Raw genomic sequence first — 19,483 nt, 5'->3', positions numbered from 1 at the left:
GGCCCAGAAGGCTTGCCGCAAGTGCTTGGCCGCAGCAGATTTGGGATGATCTTTGGGGGCTGCGGAGGAGCCGAGAGGATTTGTCGCCCCAGCGGGGTTTGCGGGCGATGGGGACGCGGAAACCGGGGACTGGCGTCCCCGGCAGGAGGCTGTCGGGCCTTCGGCCCTGGACGACGGCACCCGCGCGGATCACTTCTGCCTCGTTTTCAACGAGGGTCAAACGTCAGCCAGGGAAGCAGCGCCGACAAAAAAGAATCGCTGCGGGTCGAGCGAGCTCAGCGTTCGTCTTTCAAGACCATCAGTTCCACTTTGCGAAACTGGACCGGATGGCTCTCTGATTGCAAGGAGATCGTGCCCTTGTCCAACTGAATCCCGCCTTGTTTCTCCGCCAACTCCTTGGCGTGTTCGTCGCGTTCATCAAGCTGGGGTTGGGTGTACTGCAGGACCACCTCTCCGTCGACAATGTGTTTGATGATTTCGTTGCCGCGGACTTCAATTTCGACCGTCACCCACTGTGGTCCGTGGTAGGTCTTCGAGGTGGATGAGGTGCAATGGCGAGTCACCAATTCGTCATTCATCACCACGTTGGTGCCCGGGGTGCACAGGTTGGCCGTCGTTCGCGGGTTGGTGCCGTCGCCGCCGAGCAACTGGACTTCGATTGAGGCCGGGAAGTCTTGGTCCTTGGCCATCGTTGTGGGCTGTTCGCCGTGAATCATCACACCACTGTTGCGAATCGCCCAACCGGGGCCTCCGTCACACTGCTCGCCGATGAAGCGATACTCCACGCGAAAACGGTAGTGGGAAAACTCGTCCTGATAGAACAGGTGGCCGAACGTCTCGTCGAACGTGTCATAGCCGTCGTAGTTGACTGTCAGCAGACCATCGACCACGCGGAACGTGTTGGCGTGATTGTCTCCGGCTTCGTGGTAACGAATCTTGGGTGTCCAACCTTCCAGGTCTTTGCCGTTGAACAGCTGGATCCATTTCCCCTCGGACGGTTCCTGGGCCGATCCGATGCTGTGAAACGTTGAGAAAGTGAAGGCGAGGATCAGGGCGAATGGCAAGGATCGGAAATTCATGTCAAACCAGCTTCGATGGTGGGAAAGTTCGGTGCGGACTGATTCTACACGCGCGGGTCGAAGCGAGAACGGATGCCGCCACCCGAGAGCGTGCGATTCCTGGTTCCAAGGCTCCGGCCTTGGAACCCAGCGGTGGGGCAGGCTCCGCCTGCCGCGTCGGCGCGGCGATGGAGTTCGCGTGAGTTTTGGCGCGGGGGAGCTGGCGGAGCCAGCGTTGCAGTGCGTTCCCGGGCGGGAGCCCGGGAACGAGATTGAGGTTGGGCCCCTGAAGGCGTGCGATTCCTGGTTCCAAGGTTCCGGCCTTGGAACCCACTGTCGGGCAGGCTCCGCCTGCCGCGTCGGCCCGGCGATGGAGTTCGCGTGAGTTTTGGCGTGGGGGAGCTGGCGGAGCCAGCGTTGCAGTGCGTTCCCGGGCGGGAGCCCGGGAACGAGATTGAGGTTGGGCCCCTGAAGGCGTGCGATTCCTGGTTCCAAGGCTCCGGCCTTGGACCCAGCGGTGGGGCAGGCTCCGCCTGCCGCGTCGTCGCGGCGATGGAGTTCGCCTGAGGCTTATTCGCCGTCCGGTTTGTCCTTTCGGGCGCGACGCTTGGCCTCCAGCAGACGTTCGGTGTACGACGTCGGGGCGGGTTCGTCTTTGGGGCTCTCCGGCAAGGAGCCCTTGCGTGGCTGGCCGGGATCGGCCAGATCAACCGGCTCGTCGGACCCGTCCACCCGCGTGGGCTCGAAACGAACACTCGCGCGCCGCTTTTCCAGATCATCGCCGAGCTGCGCCTTGCTTTTGCGGAGCGCGTCCAGCCGCGTGACGGCTGCGGATTGATCGACCTTCTCACCCCGCAACCGGCGGATCAGTCGCCCGATCCAGCTGAAGTCCAGTGCGATTCGGCGGATCATCACGTCGCCCAGGAACAAACAACATCCGCCCAGGACGAACCAGGGCCAGGCGTCTCGAATGCTGCGGGCCAGGGCCAGCCCGCCGCGGAACGGGTCCGAGTCGACCGACTCTGCCCCGGGACGTTGCTCCAGGGGCGGCGTCACTTCGCCCGCCGCACCGCCTCGCGGTTGTGTCTTGGCGAGCGATTCGATCAGTGAGAGGTTGGTTTCGCGGACGCGGTATTCGTCGCTGTAGGGAACGGTGACCCCGGTGGTCAGCGGCGTTGCCCCGGCGGTCGGCACCACGTTGACGAAGTAGCTGCCGGCCGAATTGGCGGGGAACGATCCGACGTACCGGCCCGGTGCGGTCTGGCGCATCTCCAACGGGATGGGATTCAATTCGGCATCCAACGCGGTGGCGTTCATCTCCAAAAAGTCCAGGAAGGAATCGTCTTCGGCCAAGGCGTTGACGACGACTTGTACCTGTCCGTCTTCCACCTGAGTCGCGATGGTGAACTTGCCGGTGTCACCGGTGGGGCGCATCAGCCAACGCACCAGCTGGCTGTAGAACTTGTCGTAGTCGGCCCAGTCGTTCCAGGCGCCCGCCCAACGGGCTCCGGCGTCCGTGGTCAGTGCGGCGGTCCGGCCCAACCCGTAGGTCCAGGCTGCCAGGATCGTTGCGTTTTCCGGCTGCTCAGGTTTGGGAGATTGGATCAAGACCTGGGCCAAAGGGCTGTCTTTGGTCTGCGTCATCACGAAGCCCGAGACGGGCGGGAGCACGCGATCGATCCCGTCGAGTAGTGGGTGCGGAAAGATGACTTCGGGGACGGCGCCGCCGGGCGGTTCGTAGACCAACGGCTTGGAGACACGCCGGGCTTCACGCTGAAAGATTCGCGGCAGGGCGCGGCCGGATTTGACGCTGTAATACTTTCCGCCCGTCGCGGTGGCGATGTTTTGCAACCGTTGGCTGCCGGCCAATCCGTGTGACGCGACGGCCACCGTGCTGATCGAGATGCTGGCGTTCTTGAACGCATTGATCGTGCCGGGCGTCGGATCGCTGGGATCGCCGTCGGAGATGATGATGCAGTGCTTGACCGAAGCAGGTGCGGCCGCGAGTGATTTGGCGGCCATCTTCATCGCGGGGTCGAACTGGGGCATGTCGCCCGGCGTCATCTTGGACACCCGCGCGAGCATCGCCCGGCGGTTCGGACCAACTTCCAGCAGCCCCTGTTGTCCGCCCCACAGCCAGGCGTCGCCGTTGAAGCTCCAGTGCAACACGCCCGCCAGGTCGGATGGTCCCAGTTGTTCGATCGCCGACTTGCAAATCACTTTTTGCCAGTGGTTTCCGTCGGCCATCTCACTGGCGTGCATGATCAGCGCCAGCGCACCGACGGCTTGGACCTTGGCGTTTTTGATTTTGAAATCGACCGGCATCGCTTTTTCCAGCTCGGTACCGGTCCAGCCACCGGCGCCGAAGGCTTCCGGTCCGCCGATCATCAACAGCCCGGCACCCAATTGCTGGGTGTTGCGAACCAGCATTTCGATCTGGGCGTCGCTGAACGAAACGATCTTGTTGTCGCTGTCACCGGAAACGCGAGGCACGCCGGCCAGGATGACCGCATCGTAGGCCTGGAGCTCGGCCAACGACCCGAACAGGTCGTCGTTGAATTGGGTGACGACTTCGATGTTGTTGTCACGCAGCCGATCCACCATCAGATCGAAATCGCCCTCATTGGACCGATCTTCGATCAACAGCACGCGGCCCTGGCCGCGAACGTGGGTGTAGGCGGTGGCGGAGTTGTTTTGACGCAGCCCGTCATCGTCGTCGCCGGCCGGTACAAATTCGGCTTCATAGATGTACGGGGCCGGACGATCGATCGTGTGACGCAGTGGAAAAACGTTCTTCCCGTTCTCCAGCGTGATGTCCTGTTCCAGCAGGATGGATTCGTTGTCACCGACCTTTTGTTTGACTCGGATCTTGCCTTTGGTGGGCTCCGCATCACTCCCGGCGTTGTCGGCATAGTTGCTGACGACGATCCGGGCTTCGAACGGTTGGCCCTTGCGTATATCGGTGGGCAGATCGATCTTTTCCACCAACACTTCGCTCTTGGCATCCAGCATCACCGGGACGACATCGATGCCGATCCCGGCGGCCGCCACGCGGGCGACCAGCTTGCGCGCCTGGCCCAGATTCTCATTGCCGTCGGTGACCACCACGATCCTGCGGGCCGTGTCCGCCGACATGGTGGCCTGCGCCAAATTCAATGCCGATTCCAGGTTCGTCGCGTCGGCGCGATCCAGCAGACTCTCCAAGCGGCGCAGTCGGATGTCGTCATCGAAGGGCGGGATCTCGATCGAAGCGTCGCGGCCGAACACGATGATGCCGGCGCGATCCTGCCGGCGGGCGTCCCGGTGCCGACGAACATTGCGGACCACGTAATCCAGCATCACCTGGCGCTTGGCCAGAGGGATGCTTTCGGATTGGTCCAAGACATACATCACCGTCATCCGATCGCTGACCCGGACGACTTGCACGCCAGCGAGCGCGAATACCAGCACCGTCCAGACCAGCGAACGCAGCAGCAGTGCCAAAGCGCGTCGCGTCTTGCCCAGGACCGCCAGCGACTGGTAGCCGAGGAACCACAGCACCGGCAGCCCCAGCAACAACCACAGGTACGTGGGATGTTCAAAGCTCAAGCGATACGGCAGCATGGAGTCCAATTCTCAGCGGGAGTGGTCAGCAATTTCGGGCCAGCTGCGCGGAACCTCCGGGCCCCGACGCGGCTTCGGCCGGCACGCGCCAACCGCCCCATCATACAGCAATCGGCGATTCGATCGGTCCCACAATCCGAGTCGACATCGGCGCGATGGCCGACCCCGCCGCCGATCCGATCCCCCACGCGCGCCCTGCGGACCGCTTGGCAACGCGGAACGGATGGCCGATCGCCGGCGCCGCGATCACGCCGGCCCCAGCGGATCCGAGGGCGCGGAAGCAACTTCTTTGGGGCCGGCGAACCGGACCGAAGCGGTCAGCGTCAATGCCGCCCCCAACAATCCGGCGCTGATCACGGTCAGCAGGAAAGTGACCATTTCGGCGGAGGGTTCGATCGAGGGATCTTCGGGCGAGAGTACCACGGCGAACACGCTGATGGCATTGTTGACGAAATGACCCAGCATCGCCGGCAGCAGCGAACCGCTTCTCCAAGCGACGAAGCCCAGGTACAGCCCCAGCGGAAAGACGGCCACCACGTGCACCCAGTCCATGTGGAAGGCGGCGAACAGCAGCGAGGAGACGAGGATGCCGCGCAGCGGACCCCGCGCCCGCACCAGACGCGTTTGAACGTAGCCGCGAAATAACAATTCTTCGCAGATCGCCGGGGTGGCTCCGATCAGCAACGCCAGCGGAATCAGAAAGCCGTTCGCACCGTGGCCGCGAAAGATGTCCGACATCATCCGCAGGTTCTCACTTTCCTCCATCAGCGAGCCGACCACGATCGAGGAAACCCATCCGACCAGGGGCGTTGCCGCCGCCGCCGCAATCCAGGCCCAGATCGGCCAATGGCCGCGGACCAGCGACAGCCGTTTGGCGAAACCCACCGGCGAGACCAGGGCGGCGAGGACCGACGGCAGAACCAGCGCGAGTTGGGGAACGACGACCAACAGGATCAGACCGATCCGGGAACCCGACACGGCTTTCATCGCTTCCGGATCGCCCAACAGTTTTCGATCCACCGTGCCGTGGACCACCAGGAACGCGATCGCCACCATCACGGAGCTGGTGATGAAAAACGTGGCCAGCGATACCAGCGGGATGGCGACCACGGTCCAGGTCCGCGGCCGCGTAGCGGCCGAAGCCACCGATGTCGGGTCAGGCAGCGTTGTCGGAACCGTGGGAATGCCGCTCGGGTCGGTCGGTGGCGCGGTGTCCCGACCCACTTCATAGGGATTGACCATCGATCCCTGTGAATCGTTCGAAGGGTCCTCGGGGAAATGATCGTGTTCGTCTTGCATCAAAGATCAATTTGCCGACGGTGAGAGGCGAGTCCAAATCGAACGAGCTTTGTGAGTGGATCGGCGCTGGCCGCCGGTCGGTCATGTCATGCCAACTGCCGCGGTCCGGCTAGCGCAGGCCGGTGGTCGGATCGATGCCGAACATGACGTTCATGTTCTGGATCGCCGCCCCGCTGGCCCCTTTGGCTAGGTTATCAATGGCGCAAAGCAACACCAGGCGATCGCCGGATCCCCGCGCCGCCATTTGGACGTAATTGGTGCCTGCGACATGCCCGGTGGCGGGCAGGTGTTCGACGGGGTTAACGAAGTGGCTGTCCGCGAAGGTGTCGCGCCAACACTGCATGATCTGCTCGACGCGATCGGTCGATCCGTGTTCGGCCGGGCGAGCGTAGATGGTCGACAGGATTCCGCGGCTCATCGGTGTCAGGTGCGGCGTGAACACCACCTGGATCGGTTGACTGGTGATCCTGCCAACCAGGTCTTCGATTTCCGGTTGATGTCGGTGGCTGCCGACGGCATACGCGGCGATCGACTCATTGGTTTCGCAATACAGTGTGGCGACCTTTGCGCTGCGGCCGGCGCCGCTGACCCCGCTCTTGCTGTCGACAATGATGTCGTGGGGGTCGATCAAGCGTTCCCGGATCAACGGGGCCAGGGGCATGATCGCGCTGGTCGGATAACATCCCGGATTGGCGACCACGTCAGCGCCGCTGATCGCGTCCGCAAAAAACTCCGGCATCCCGTAGACCGTGTCACCGACGCGTTGAGGCCAGGGATGCTTGACCTTGTACCAGGATTCGTAGACCTCCACCGAGGACAGACGAAAGTCCGCACTAAAGTCGATCACACGAACTCCGGCCTCGATCAGCTCCTTGACCGTTTCGGCCGATGCACCATGGGGCAGACAACACATCGCGACATCGCAGGACTGTGCGATTTCGTTGGCGTCAAACTCTTTCAGGGTCAGATCGACGCGTCCGGTCAGCGAAGGGTGCACTTCGGTGATGTGTTTTCCCGCGTCGCTCCGGGCCGTCGCGATTTGCAGCCGCGCGGAGGGGTGGTTCGACAGCAGGCGGGCAACCTCCAGCCCCGTGTAGCCGGTGGAACCGACCAAGGCGACAGAAAGGGTCATGGCATCAGTCCAAACGAGGGTGTCTCTGACAGGTGGAGGAGCTCAAGGGGCCGGTGGTCACGCATTGTTTCCGCTGGCCAAGGTCGTGTGGATGGAAGACAGGACATCCTGCCACCTGCCAAGTTCGCTTTGACGCACCAGCCGCATGCTGGGATACCAATCGGTTCGGTCGCCCTCGAGCAGCCATCGCCAGTCGGGGATTTTTCCCAGGATGACGGTCGTCGGAACGCCCAAAGCGCCGGCCAAGTGGGCGACCGAGGTGTCGCTGGTGACGACGTGATCCAGGTTTTTCATGACGGCCGCGGTGTCGGTGAATGCTCCCCCGGTCGTGTCGGTGTCTTCGGGCAGACGCCCGATCGAATCGGCGAAGTCCGTCTTGTCCAGCTGTTCGCTGCCGAATCCGAACTGCAGGCTCACCAGTTTCAACCGATCGTCTTCGGCAAGCGGTCGAAAGGCTTCCAACGGAACGCTGCGATAAACATCGGCATGGTGTTTGGGGTTTCCCTGCCAGGCGATTCCGATCCGCTTGCGGCCGTCCTTGCCCATGGCGTTGTTCTCCAGCCAGCGATCCCAGTAACTGACCAACGGGTCCGACACGTTCAGGTACCCGGCGTGGGTGTTTCCAGTGACGAAGCTGTCGGCCGCGTACGGCAATTCGTGGTACAGCTGGTACCAGGCGTCGGCGGCGTCGATGAACGACGCATGGTAATCGACCGGCGGCAGCGCCGTTCCGGTGGGCAACAGGGATTGGATGCCGCGGACGGATGTGAACAGCGGAATCATGGATGGATCGGTCAGCACCACCACCCGCGCTCCGACGCCCGCAAGCACCCCGGCCATGCGAACGAAATGCATCTCGTCGCCGCGGCCCTGTTCGGGATACAACAGGATGGATCGTCCATTGAGCGATTGGCCGGTCCAAAGCGGGGCAGCCACGGTGGGCCGTTTCAACGCGGGCATCCGCCACCGCCAACGATACTCCGGCCAGCCACGTCGATAATCGCCCTGCAGCAGGTAGATGACGCCCAGGTTGCGATGCAGTTCGGCATCCTCGGGTGCCAGCCGCAGGCCGCGCTCATACCACTCTCGTCCACGCTCGACCTCGCCGGACCAGACCCACAGCGTGCCGCGGTTCTTGTAAACCGACAGGTAGTCTGGGTCCAACGACATTGCCTTGTCGAAACAGGCGTCACTCTGCTGGACGTCGCCGACCATCCGCAACGAGTTTCCCAGGTTGTTCCAGGCAATCGGGAACTCCTTGCGAAGCCGCAGGGCGGTTCGGTAGGCCGCGATGGAATCGACAAAGCGACGCTGGTCGAACAGGGCGATCCCCAGGTAGACATGGGCTTCCGGATTGGCGGGCACCTGGGAAATGACGTGGCGGTACACTCGCTCGGCATCGGAGTACTTGCCGGCTTGGTGGACCTTCCAGCCTTGCGAAAGCACCTCGGCAACGGTCGGCATCGGAGGGGATCCGGTGGGAGAAGACGATGAAAAGAAAAAGGCGACGATGATCACATCGTCGCCCAGGTGATGGAACGGTCGTCGCCGGTGCGGGGGTCGTCGGCGGAGAACAACGGAAATCCCAGCGCCACGGCGCTACTTTCAGTCGAAACACCGTGATTCGCGGTGCGATGAACGGCAAGGCGCTAACCGCCGGTCGGTGCGTTAGGCCGACGGTCTGAAAACCTCACAGCCTGGTAGCCGCTGTCGCCAGACGGCGAAGCGCGACGCTCCGGCGAGCGTCGCGACACCGTTTCCGACCAGATTAGTCGAGGAACCCGACCAGGTCTTGGCTGCGACTGGGCTGCTGCAGCTTGCGGACGGCCTTGGCTTCGATTTGCCGGATCCGCTCGCGGGTCACCTTGAAGATGTGCCCGACCTCTTCCAGCGTGTAGCTGTAGCCATCACCGAGTCCGTACCGGAGCTTGATGATTTCGCGTTCGCGGTAGGACAGAGATTTCAGCACGTTGGTGATCCGGTCCCGCAGCATTTCCTGCGTCGCGCCGATCTGAGGGCTTTCGGCGGTTCCGTCGGGCAACAGGTCGCCGAACTGGCTGTCCTCGCTGTTGCCGACCGGGCGATCCAGCGAGATCGGGAACCGGCTCATGGTCAGCACGCGTCGGGCCTCTTCGACGGTCACGTCGGCGCGGCGGGCGGTCTCCTCAATGGTCGGCTCGCGGCCGAGCTCCTGCAGCAGTTGCCGAGCGACGTTGCGAACACGGCTCATCGTTTCAACCATGTGCACCGGGATCCGGATGGTCCGGCTCTGGTCGGCCACCGCGCGGGTGATCGCCTGACGGATCCACCAGGTCGCGTAGGTGCAGAATTTGAAGCCGCGGCGGTACTCAAACTTGTCCACCGCCCGCATCAAACCGGCGTTGCCTTCCTGGATCAGATCCAAGAACGACAGGCCGCGGTTGCGGTACTTTTTGGCGATGGAGACGACCAATCGGAGGTTGCCTTCGCTGAGTTCCCGTTTGGCTTGTTGGTAGTCGGCGTACACCGACTTGAGCATCTTGACGCGGTTGCGAAGCGACGTCGGGGTTTCCTGGCAAGCGGTCAGGATCTGGCGGCGTTCGTGCAGCAAGGCGTCGCGGACTTCACGGCCTTGCTTGGTGCGTTTCTGATCCTTGACCAGCCGATCGATTTCGGTCAGCCGCTTGCTGAACTTGTCCAGCAGGTCGATCCGGGTTTCGATGCGTTGGGTCCGCAGACCCAACTCTTCGATCAACCGGACGGCACGGCGGCGACGGCGGGCGAGAGCTCGCCAGGCTTCGGCGCGGCGGCGCTTGGAAGCACTCTTGCTGAGCGCCACCTTCCAATCGTGCTTGTTGCGTTTGAGCAGCGTTTGCAGGGTCAACAGATTGTGTGGCAACCGGCCGATGATCTGCTCTTTCTCCAGGCGATCGGTGACCGACACCTGCACGGTGCGGTCAAACGGCAATTGCCCCCGATAGACCTTCTTGAGCGTCTTGTAGGCTTCGACCAGGACGTAGTGGTTTTCCAACAGCTTGGTGCGAAAACGACGGCGAGTTTCCTCGATCCGCTTGGCCAGTTCGATTTCCTGGCGTCGGGTCAGCAACGGGATTTCACCCATTTGCGTCAGGTACATGCGGACGGGATCGTCCGACCAGGTTTCCGCTTCCTCGACAGCCAACAGCTCGTCGGGGCTGTCCAGTTGGACTTCGCCTTCGGCAACCTGTGACGGCGAAGACACGCCGCCATCTTCCTCGTTCTCATCAATGGGAAGCTTTCGAAAACCGCCGGTGACCGCTTCAGCGGACTGAGCGGCGACGTCTTCAAATTCATCCAAAAGGGTATCGAACAAAACTAAAACTCCGGGCGGAACAGTTCAGGGTGTCTGAAATAATGAATGATGTATGTGTCGGTTCGGCGTCCAGTGGGTGTCGCGGTGTTGCGGGACGTCGCATCGGTCTTCGATGTTACGCGTCGTTGGTGTGCATCAACCGCTGTTCGCCGGGAACCCTGGCATCGTCTTCAAAGTGCAAATCCATCGGTGCGAGCGAAACGGCCGCCATGGGTGCGCAGTTTCAACGCAGTCACTCAAATTCGCTTCGAAAACTCTACCACCCCCCTTGCGCATCCCTGGTAGCCTCCGCCAATTGGAAAAACTTTCCAATTGTCCCGGTCGGCGACGCCCGGTTGACTTTGCCGGTGCCTCCGATCGGGTTGTTGATCGCTCCGACTTCCAGCGTGGCTGACGAACCAGCGTGGCTGACGAAATCGTCATCGATCACTCTATCCTGGCTGGACCCTTTTCAACGTGGTGTGTGGGTTGGGCAACCGACCCGCGATTTCTCCGCTGGTGTTGCCGATTCAACGACAAACCCGTCGGCGTGAACCCTGACGATCGACACAGCGTAGATCGCAAGGCAAGACCGTTTGCGGCAGGGAGTTCGTGGTGACGATTGCGGGCAACCTGTGCTCGCGTTTCGGTGATTGCCGTCCTGGCTGTCCCCGACGGTTCTTCGCCACCAGTGGGGTCGCAGATCCGAGTCATTGGATCGCTGAGACGAACGATTCAGTTCGTTGTGGGGCCGCGATTCATCCAGGATGTCCGGCACCTTCACGACGTACCCCGACCAAAGGATTTTTTCCATGGCCGCGGACATGTGGGATGCGGGAGCGGTTTTATGGGTGGCGATGTCGAGTAACATCCCGATTCTAGTCCGACACCCGGGTCGGTCCACCCGCTACGCCTTCAAAACTTCTTCATATTTGGCCTCATGCACCTGTTAATTTGCCCAAATTGCCAAGCGGAACTGGCGGTCACCCCTGCGCAAGCGGGGGACAGCCTCACCTGCCCGAAATGCAACACCGTGGTGGCCGTTCCCAAGCTGGGCGAACTCCGGCAACTGCCGCGGGTGGAGAGCGCGCCGCAGGATCGACCGCCGCCGCCGACCGCCGCCCCGTCGGTCGGCGCCAACATCGCGTTCATCATGCTCAGCCTGATCGCCGCCGCGGCGCTGCTGGGGGCCGCCTACTGCGGCATCCGTTGGGCGTTGATTGAAGCCGATGAGAACACCGAAACGCACATGGCCGAGATTGCGGCACGCTACGAAAAGGTCGATCCCTCGGTCCTGATCCGCGAGTACGAAGACATGGAAGAGTACTCCGTCGATCTGGTCGCCCCGTACAACTACAAGGTCGTCGCGGACGAGAAACGGAAGTGGGGTTGGAACGCGGTGATCGCCGGTTGCGTGGGTCTGTTTTGCGGCATCGCCGGCCTGCTGGCCGCCTCGCGGAGCCCCGGCAAAGGGCGCGACGCGTTGGCCGACGACCCTTCCGGTTGATGCCGATGGACCGCTGCGGCCGCTTCGCGCGGCCGGTTTCGAACGCTGCCGCCCCCGGCGGGGTTCGCGGCGGCAAAGAAAAACTGTCCGCAAGCGCGACACTTGGGCGATTGCCCATCAAGTGGGAACGACGCGCCGCTGGAGGGCGCACCGCTGGAAGACATCACGGGATCCGTGACGTGCCGCGATCAACGCAACCGCTCGATCAGGGCTCGGCAAAAATCTGGCAGGTCGTCGGGTCGGCGGCTGGAGACGTGGTGCCCGTCGACGACCACGGCTGCGTCCTCGTACAACGCCCCGGCGTTGATCAAGTCGTCTTTGATTCCCGGTGATCCCGTCACGCGGACGCCGCGATAGACGCCGGCGGAAATGGGGATCCACCCGCCGTGGCAGATCGCGGCGATCGGCTTCTTGGCTGCGTCGAAGCGGCGCACCAGGTCCAGCACGCCGGCCTCGCGACGCAACTTGTCTGGCATGAAGCCGCCGGGGACCACCAACGCGTCAAACGCCGCCGGGTCCATCTGGTCCAGCGATGCGTCGGCGACGCACGGGTAGCCGTTCTTCCCCGCGTACTCCCGGCCCGCTTCCTTTCCGGCAACGGTCACCGCGGCCCCGGCTTCGATCAACCGCAGCTTGGGGTACCAAAGCTCCAGGTCTTCGTAGATCTCTCCGACCAGGATCAAAACCGATTGGCCGCGGAGGGGAAAGGTTTCGGTGGAGGCGTCGCTCATCGGTTCTCTCGGGTCGCGCGGGAAGAAGTGCCGTTGCCAGCGGGGCAGTCGTGGCAAATTAACATCCCGTCGCCGCCTTCACATCCCACCGGCCTTCACATCCCACCGGCCCGCGGCCGGCCGATTGAGAGCGCGGCCGGCCGATCGGGAGCGTCGACTACTTTTTGACTAGGTAACGCTGGTAGGCAGCGACGGCCAATTGGTCGCAACGTTCGTTCTCCGGGTGTCCGGCGTGTCCCTTCACGTGTTCGAACGTGATCTCGTGCATCTGCATCAGCCGGTCCAACTGCTGCCACTGTTGGACGTTCTTGACCGGGACCAGTTTCGAACCGTCACGGCGTTTCCAGCCGCGGCTTTTCCAGCCTTTCATCCACGACTTCATCCCCTGCAGGACATAGCTGCTGTCGGCGTACAGCGTGACCTGGCACGGTTCTTTGAGGACTTGCAGGCCTTCGATCACGGCTTGCAATTCCATCTTGTTGTTGGTCGCCATCGGTTCTCCGGCGGAGCGTTCGAGCTCTTTACCCGTCTTGCTGCAACGGAGGATGAAAGCCCAACCGCCGGGCCCCGGATTGCCGCTGCACGCTCCATCGGTGAATAGCTGTACGTGTTTCATGGACCAGGTGGATTCGGCGGAGTACCGCGGGATGAAGGGAGCAGGAACAGGGAAGTTGCGACGGAGGGGCGGACGCTGGCTGGACCAAGCAAACAAGTTGGCCGACCAAGTTGGCCAACCTGACGACCAGCCGCTGGCGTCCACGCCGTGCTCCGGTCGCGGGCCGTTAGCGGGTGGCGTGATCGGGCGACCGCTCGCTGCCGGTCGCATCGGGGGCCTCGCGCGATTCCGGATCCAGCGGTTGCGAAGCCGCGTTCGATTCCTGAGTCGGCCGCTGGGCCGGCAGCACGTTGGCCTGCGGGTCCGCCGGGGAAGGCAATCCCGGCGGGCGGGATAACTGCGAGGCCGAGCGGATCGTCTCGTCGCTCAGCCGCCACGGCAGGTCCACCCAGAACGTGCTGCCGCGGCCAAGTTCGCTGTCAAATCCGACTTCGCCGCCGAGCAGTTTGGCCAATTCCTTGACGATCGATAACCCCAATCCCGTGCCGGCGAACTCACGCGTCAGGCCTTCCCCGTCGAGCACTTTCCTGCTTTGACGGAACTTTTGGAAGATCACGTTCTGGTCTTCCTGAGCGATCCCGACGCCGGTGTCGATCACCAGCAAGCGAAACCGACCGGTGGACAGTCCGCCGGCCAGATCGATGATGCGGACCGTGACCCGCCCGCCCTCGGGTGTGAACTTGATGGCGTTGCTGAGCAGGTTGTTGACGATCTGCCCAAGCTTGTTGGGATCCTGGAACGCGGTCGGCAGCTCGTCGGGGACGTCCACGGTCAACGAGATGTTCTTTTCTTCCGACAGCGATTGGATCATGTCGCACTGAGCCGTGACCAACCGGCCGAGGTCAAATTCGCTGCGACGAATCTCCATCTTGCCGGCTTCGACTTTGGCCAGGTCCAGAATGTCGTTGATCATTTCCAACAGCAGTCGGCCGCTCTTTTGAATGTTCTGGGCGTAGCGGCGTTGTTTGTCGTTGAGCGAATCGATGCCCTGCAGGACGTCGGAGAATCCGATGATGCTGTTCAGCGGCGTTCGCAACTCGTGGCTCATGTTGGCCATGAAATCGCTTTTGACGCGGTTGGCTTCGTACAGTTGCCAGTTCAATTGCGCCAGCTGGTCGACCCGCGCATCCAGTTCGGCGTTGATCACCTTCTCCTTGGCCTGGCTTTCCAGCATGGCCCGCAACATCCGGTTGAACGCGTCGGCCAACTCTCTGAATTCGTCTTCGGTTTCGATCACCGCGCGCTGCGTGACGTCGCCGTGGGTGATCGAATCGCTGACGTCGCGGAGGTGGTAAAGCGGCTGCAACACCAGATAGCGAACGATGGCGTGCAGGACGTACAGGGTCGCGGCGACGATGAACATCGCCAGCGCCACCACGATCGAACTGATCCAGGTCGTTTTGTTCTCGGTGTCTTTGTAAGGCATGCTGACGCGCATCACGCGGAACGGCGCCAGGGCGGCCTGCTCGACTGCGTTGTCGTTGGCCGCCAATTCACTTTCGGCGCCTTCCGGGGCGTGGCAGGTGGCGCAGGTCAACTTCGGAAAAATCGGCCGGTAGTAGATGTAGCGCCCGTTGATCGGACCTCGCTGGTGATGCACCGGCAACGTGCCGAGCCCGATCATGCTCATCGGTTCATTCTCGCCCAAGTCCAACGGTTTGGTCACGTCGGGATGTTGCTCGGTGATGCGGCGGGCAAGTTGCTCGCGAAATTGCGTTTCCAGACTCCTCAGCCGCGCCAATTCGTCCGGGTCGGTCGGGGGCTGAACCGGCGGCAGGTTCGCGTACCGGACGGGATCGTCCAGACCCAGGATTTGGAACTCGATGTCGTTTTTGAGCAACTCTTCCCGCAGCCCCGAGAGCAACTGCTGGTTGACCTCCATGGCGTCGGGCCCACTGGTCCGTGACCAGATTGCATCGCTGTGCAACAGCATCAGTTGGTCGTCGGCCAAATCCTGGGCCCGCTGCTGCGTGGTTCCCTGCACCAGCCGGTTGCCGAGCGTCTGGACGACCAGAAACGCGCCGCACATCAGCACCGTGAACGCCGATCCGAAGAAAAGCAGGCACTTTCGCTCCAGGCTCATCGACGAAAAAAGGCCTTGAACCAAGCGAAACATGACGTTGAAGGGTTATCTTGGGGGACGAACGGGGCGGCCGCTTTCGCGATCAAGCCCCATGGCATGGCGATCGGCCGGGGACCGGCACGGCGATTGCTTCACGCTGCCAGAATCCAAGCTGGAAGAATCGCTGCACGCCGGGATGGCGGTTGCCCCACACCGGTGCGGCGATTGGGGCCGACCGGCACGGTACTTTTTATCGCTTCAGGTTGCATCATCGACAGAGAGATTCGGACAACTGCGACCGAACAGATCCACGTCAATTTGCCTAGTTTATCCGCTTGTGAGCGGTTTTTCTGCGAATTAGCATTGCTTGTTGCACAATCCTGCCGGCTGTCCCGGCTTTCCTCCCCGACAACGCTAAACGCATTTTCTCGTTTGAAATGGGCGATCCCACGGTCGCTCAGGAGCCCAAAACCATGAATCGAAAGGTCCGAAACCTCCTCCAGTGGACCCTCGTGCTCTGCCTTGTCGCGGTGCTTGGCATCAGCCCGGTCTCTGCCGGCCACTTCCTGCACCGGATGCGATGCCAGCAAGCCCAACCGGTTTGCAATCCGGCGCCGGTCTGCCCCCCGGCACCTTGCTGCCAACCGGCCCCGGTCTGTGAGCCCGTTCCAGCACCCTGTTGCGAGCCGGAACCGGTGGACTGCTGCGGCGGTTCACCCGCCGCGGAAGTTGTTTATCCGCAAGCGACGCCGGCCGCCGATTCGATGGTTCCGCCGCTGAACGAAGGGGAAGTCTTGCTGGATTCGCAAATCATCGAATCTCCGGCTCCCTCCGAACCCGCCGCCGACCAGCCGGCGGGCGACGATGCCCAGATGTCGGAAGAGAAGAGCGAAAAGCCTGCGGTTCCCGAAGCAGAAACGCCGCAACCGGAGATGCCGGAGCCGGAAGTCGCCGAACCCGAAGTTCCCCAGCCGGAGATGCCCGCCCCGGAAACAATCGAGGAGCCCGCCCCGGCCGCTGAACCGAGCCCGTTCGATGCCAGCGACGACTTGACGCCAATGCCGGAACCGGAGACCGCCCAGGACGCTGCCGACGATCTGTTCGGTGACGCCCCCGCTGCCGACACCCCGGCCGCGGACGCTGCCGCCGCTGGTGCCGCCGCCGGCGCTGCTGCTGGTGCCGCTGCCGCAGCGAACGAAGACATGGACGACTTGTTTGGCGACGCCGCTGAGGCCCCGGCCGAGGAAGCTGTCGAGGAAGCTGCCGACGCCGCTGCCGCCGGCGCAGAAGCGGCCGACGAAGAAATGAACGACTTGTTCGGAGACGCCGCCCCCGCGGAAGCGGAGCCCGCCGCGGACGAACCGGCTGCAGATCAACCGGCCGATGACCTGTTCGGCGATCCCGCCACCGAAGCCCCGGCCACCGAAGCCCCGGCTACCGAAGCCCCCGCCACCGACGCCGCGGATGAAGCGATGGATGACGTGTTCGGCAACCCGGCCGACGATGCCGCACCGGCAGCGGACGCTGCCCCGGCCGAAGAAGGCTTGGATGATTTGTTTGGTGATCCCGCCGCGGATGCGGCCGCAGCCCCCGCAGCCGAAGCGGCTGGCGATGATGCCGCGGATTTGTTCGGTGACGAAGCTTCGGCAACGCCCGCCCCGGCGGCCGAAGGTGACGAGGCGATGGACGACCTGTTCGGCGATGCGGCCGCGGAAGCTCCGGCCGCCGAAACGCCCGACGCCGTGCCGCCTGCCGACGACGCGGTCAACGATCTGTTCGGCGACCCCGCGGCCCCGGCGGCCGAAGGTGAAGACGCAATGGACGATTTGTTCGGTGACCCCGACGCGGCTGCCCCCGCCGATGAAGGGGCCAATGAACCGGCCGACGATTCGGTCGACAGCTTGTTCGGGGATCCCACCGAAGCCGCTCCGGCCGAAGCCGCTCCCGCCGACAGCACCCCGTCGGGAGAAGAATCGCTGGACGACCTGTTCGGCGACCCGAGCGAATCGGCACCTGCCGATGACAGCGGGATCGATGATCTGTTCGGTGATCCGGCCGGCGAAGACGCATCGGCCGCACCACCGGCAAACGAAGACGCCGCCCAGGAAAACCTGGACGACCTGTTCGGCGCCAAGGGCCAACCCGCTTCGCAAACGGACGCGGATTCGATCCAAGTCGTCGCAGCGACTCCGGCGGTCGTGACCGATCCGTTGGCCGAGACGCACGTGCGGACCTGGATCGATAACACCGGTCGCTACCAGGTGCAGGGCCGATTGATCGATATCACCCCCGAGCACGTCCGACTGATGAAAGACAACGGCCGCACCTGCACCGTGCCGGCCGGTCGGCTGTGTCCGGCCGACGAGGCCTACGTCGACTCGGTCCGCAAGCAGATCGAACTGGCACGCGTGGATCTGTTGAGCAGCAAGTGATCTGGCGGCGGCCGTGGCCGCCTCGGTCGTTTGATTGACGATGGAGAATGATTTGACGAGCCCGTCGCCCACCGCGATGGGCTCGTTTTTTTGTTAAGGAAGGGCGAGATGGATGAGACGGTTCGGCTGATGCACTACGACCCGCGTTGGCGCCAGGAATTCGAACAGACGCGGAGCGGCGTGTTGCAGAGTTGTCGCGGGTGGGTGGTCGACGTTCGCCACATCGGCAGCACCGCCGTGGGCGGGATGATTGCCCGACCGATCCTGGACGTGGTCGCGGCGGTGCAGGATGAAGGCGACGTGGAGCAAGCCTTGGCCGAGTCGGCGGATCTGATCGAAGGCTTGAACTACCTGCGGGGAGAAACGCCGATGTGGGCCGCAGAAACCATCGTCTTGAACAAACCCCGCCGCGGTGAACCGACCCACCGAGTTTTTTTGACCTATCTCGACAGCCCGTTCTGGCGGAGTTCCCTGGCCGTGCGTGATGCCCTGCAGTCGGATCGAAGCCTTTCGCTTCGGTTTGAGGAAACCAAGGTGGCGCGATGGCGGGATGCCGGCGGCGATCCGCAGCAGTACGCCGACGACAAGTCCGTGTTCTTTGCGCACCTGATCGAGCACCATCTTTGAAGACGGGCAATCGGACGGCCCCGATCGCGCGGTCGATCGGCCACCCCGGGCCGTTGCGGAGTGATGGATGTGTCCGAAGAAGCAGCCGGGCCGAAGCGAGCGAGTTCGTTCAGGACGATCGCAGGAACACCGGCTGGGAGGGAGTCGATGAATCGGGGTCGTAGCGGTACCCTTCCTCGTCAAACTGAATCAGCTTTTTGAGTGTCTTGGCCCGCGTGCGAATCACCCAGGACGCCATCGTGCCGCGCGCCTGTTTGGCGTAGACCGTGATGACTTTGAATGTGCCGTTTTTTTCGTCTTTGAAGACCGGTGAAACCACGTCGGCTTGCAAGCGATCGGCATCCAGGCTGCGGAAGTATTCCTGCGATGCCAGGTTCAGCAGAATTCGGGACTTGTTGGCCGACAACTGTTCGTTGATCAGCTCCGTTAGCCGCGTTCCCCAGAAATCGTACAGGTCCTTGCCCCGGGCGTTCTTCAACGGCGTTCCCATCTCCAACCGATACGGCAGCATCGCATCGAGCGGCCGCAACACGCCGTACAGGCCCGACAGGATTCGCAGGTGGTCCTGGGCGTACAGCAACTGTTTCTCCGTCATCTGATCGGCCTGCAATCCGCGATACACGTCCCCCTTGAACGCCAGCACCGCCTGCTTGACCGCATCGCGCGGCATCGGGCTTTCCCAATGCTGAAAGCGGTCATGATTCAGTTCGGCCAAGTCATCGCTGATGCCCATCAAGGCTTTCAGCTGTTTCTGACTGAGCTCTTTCAACCGGTCGACCAGTTGGGCGCTGTCGGCAAGCAGCGCCGGTTCGGTGATCTTCTTGGTTTGGGCCGGAGTGTCGTAGTCGAGCGTCTTGGCGGGCGAGAGCACGATCAACATGGGGTGGAATCAACGGGGTTCGGGAAGCAGGGATCAGGGGTGCACATTTCCAGAGGCCGCGTGGCGGACGTCATCAAAGCGTAGACGACCGGCCAACACACGTCACGGCGTCGGACCTCAGGCCGTAGACCTGGCGGTGCGCCCACGGCCGTAGGGCCGGTGGTATCCCGGCGATGAATTCGCCGAGGCGGGTTGCCGGCCGGTCGCGGACAAATGGCCGGGGCGT

The 19,483-nt window shown here is 62.9% G+C and carries 14 protein-coding genes; 3 read left to right on the top strand and 11 right to left on the bottom strand.

Features of this window, described 5'->3' with window-relative positions; genetic code table 11:
• Window positions 1-275: 275 nt before the first annotated feature.
• The 6 genes from FYK55_RS15730 to FYK55_RS15705 form a co-directional block, all read right to left on the bottom strand.
• Window positions 276-1,079, bottom strand: a complete 804-nt coding sequence (locus FYK55_RS15730; RefSeq protein ID WP_150077391.1) for a 3-keto-disaccharide hydrolase — start codon at window positions 1,077-1,079, stop codon at window positions 276-278.
• Window positions 1,080-1,628: 549 nt separating this feature from the next.
• Window positions 1,629-4,661 (bottom strand): VWA domain-containing protein, encoded by a 3,033-nt coding sequence (locus tag FYK55_RS15725; RefSeq protein WP_150077390.1) that lies wholly within the window; start codon window positions 4,659-4,661, stop codon window positions 1,629-1,631.
• Window positions 4,662-4,907: 246 nt separating this feature from the next.
• Complete coding sequence (locus FYK55_RS15720) at window positions 4,908-5,960, bottom strand: type II CAAX endopeptidase family protein (RefSeq protein WP_150077389.1); 1,053 nt, start codon at window positions 5,958-5,960, stop codon at window positions 4,908-4,910.
• Window positions 5,961-6,069: 109 nt separating this feature from the next.
• Entirely contained in the window at window positions 6,070-7,092 is a 1,023-nt protein-coding gene (gene argC, locus FYK55_RS15715) for an N-acetyl-gamma-glutamyl-phosphate reductase (RefSeq protein WP_150077388.1), read from the bottom strand.
• Between the two features lie 57 nt (window positions 7,093-7,149).
• Window positions 7,150-8,556, bottom strand: a complete 1,407-nt coding sequence (locus FYK55_RS15710) for a tetratricopeptide repeat protein (protein ID WP_150077387.1) — start codon at window positions 8,554-8,556, stop codon at window positions 7,150-7,152.
• A gap of 304 nt (window positions 8,557-8,860) precedes the next feature.
• Window positions 8,861-10,423, bottom strand: coding sequence for a sigma-70 family RNA polymerase sigma factor (locus FYK55_RS15705; RefSeq protein WP_150077386.1), 1,563 nt, complete (start codon window positions 10,421-10,423; stop codon window positions 8,861-8,863).
• Window positions 10,424-11,438: 1,015 nt separating this feature from the next.
• Between FYK55_RS15705 and FYK55_RS15700 the strand changes: the two genes are divergently transcribed.
• Complete coding sequence (locus FYK55_RS15700; protein ID WP_161604536.1) at window positions 11,439-11,909, top strand: hypothetical protein; 471 nt, start codon at window positions 11,439-11,441, stop codon at window positions 11,907-11,909.
• A gap of 188 nt (window positions 11,910-12,097) precedes the next feature.
• On the opposite strand, the gene FYK55_RS15695 is transcribed toward FYK55_RS15700, so the two are convergent.
• The 4 genes from FYK55_RS15695 to FYK55_RS29135 all read right to left on the bottom strand — a co-directional run bounded on the left by FYK55_RS15695 (window position 12,098) and on the right by FYK55_RS29135 (window position 15,914).
• Entirely contained in the window at window positions 12,098-12,640 is a 543-nt protein-coding gene (locus FYK55_RS15695) for a type 1 glutamine amidotransferase domain-containing protein (RefSeq protein ID WP_150077384.1), read from the bottom strand.
• 157 nt (window positions 12,641-12,797) lie between these two features.
• Window positions 12,798-13,256, bottom strand: a complete 459-nt coding sequence (gene rnhA / locus FYK55_RS15690; protein WP_150077383.1) for a ribonuclease HI — start codon at window positions 13,254-13,256, stop codon at window positions 12,798-12,800.
• 166 nt (window positions 13,257-13,422) lie between these two features.
• Window positions 13,423-15,372 carry a sensor histidine kinase gene (locus FYK55_RS15685; protein ID WP_150077382.1) on the bottom strand — a complete coding sequence of 650 codons (1,950 nt, stop codon included), beginning with the start codon at window positions 15,370-15,372 and terminating at the stop codon, window positions 13,423-13,425.
• A 98-nt stretch (window positions 15,373-15,470) separates the two neighbouring features.
• A complete protein-coding gene (locus FYK55_RS29135) occupies window positions 15,471-15,914 on the bottom strand; it encodes a hypothetical protein (RefSeq protein ID WP_161604535.1) in 444 nt (147 codons plus the stop codon).
• Between the two features lie 99 nt (window positions 15,915-16,013).
• On the opposite strand from FYK55_RS29135, the gene FYK55_RS15680 reads away from it, so the two are divergent.
• Window positions 16,014-17,750, top strand: coding sequence for an SHD1 domain-containing protein (locus FYK55_RS15680; protein ID WP_161604534.1), 1,737 nt, complete (start codon window positions 16,014-16,016; stop codon window positions 17,748-17,750).
• Window positions 17,751-17,858: 108 nt separating this feature from the next.
• Window positions 17,859-18,377 carry a GrpB family protein gene (locus FYK55_RS15675; RefSeq protein WP_150077380.1) on the top strand — a complete coding sequence of 173 codons (519 nt, stop codon included), beginning with the start codon at window positions 17,859-17,861 and terminating at the stop codon, window positions 18,375-18,377.
• Between the two features lie 109 nt (window positions 18,378-18,486).
• Here the strand turns inward: FYK55_RS15675 and yaaA are convergent, their stop codons facing one another.
• Complete coding sequence (gene yaaA, locus FYK55_RS15670) at window positions 18,487-19,257, bottom strand: peroxide stress protein YaaA (RefSeq protein WP_150077379.1); 771 nt, start codon at window positions 19,255-19,257, stop codon at window positions 18,487-18,489.
• Window positions 19,258-19,483: the final 226 nt, after the last annotated feature.

Origin of the sequence: Roseiconus nitratireducens (genome assembly GCF_008629675.1) — a bacterium.
GTDB lineage: Bacteria > Planctomycetota > Planctomycetia > Pirellulales > Pirellulaceae > Stieleria > Stieleria nitratireducens.
This window is presented reverse-complemented; position numbering and strand designations above follow the sequence as displayed.

What these genes read in the sequence shown, in the direction of transcription:
- FYK55_RS15720 (WP_150077389.1), bottom strand. Translation starts at nt 5,960, where the DNA reads ATGCAAGACGAACACGATCATTTCCCCGAGGACCCTTCGAACGATTCA.
- FYK55_RS15725 (WP_150077390.1), bottom strand. Translation starts at nt 4,661, where the DNA reads ATGCTGCCGTATCGCTTGAGCTTTGAACATCCCACGTACCTGTGGTTG.
- FYK55_RS15675 (WP_150077380.1), top strand. Translation starts at nt 17,859, where the DNA reads ATGGATGAGACGGTTCGGCTGATGCACTACGACCCGCGTTGGCGCCAG.
- FYK55_RS15695 (WP_150077384.1), bottom strand. Translation starts at nt 12,640, where the DNA reads ATGAGCGACGCCTCCACCGAAACCTTTCCCCTCCGCGGCCAATCGGTT.
- FYK55_RS15710 (WP_150077387.1), bottom strand. Translation starts at nt 8,556, where the DNA reads ATGCCGACCGTTGCCGAGGTGCTTTCGCAAGGCTGGAAGGTCCACCAA.
- rnhA (WP_150077383.1), bottom strand. Translation starts at nt 13,256, where the DNA reads ATGAAACACGTACAGCTATTCACCGATGGAGCGTGCAGCGGCAATCCG.
- FYK55_RS15685 (WP_150077382.1), bottom strand. Translation starts at nt 15,372, where the DNA reads ATGTTTCGCTTGGTTCAAGGCCTTTTTTCGTCGATGAGCCTGGAGCGA.
- argC (WP_150077388.1), bottom strand. Translation starts at nt 7,092, where the DNA reads ATGACCCTTTCTGTCGCCTTGGTCGGTTCCACCGGCTACACGGGGCTG.
- yaaA (WP_150077379.1), bottom strand. Translation starts at nt 19,257, where the DNA reads ATGTTGATCGTGCTCTCGCCCGCCAAGACGCTCGACTACGACACTCCG.
- FYK55_RS15730 (WP_150077391.1), bottom strand. Translation starts at nt 1,079, where the DNA reads ATGAATTTCCGATCCTTGCCATTCGCCCTGATCCTCGCCTTCACTTTC.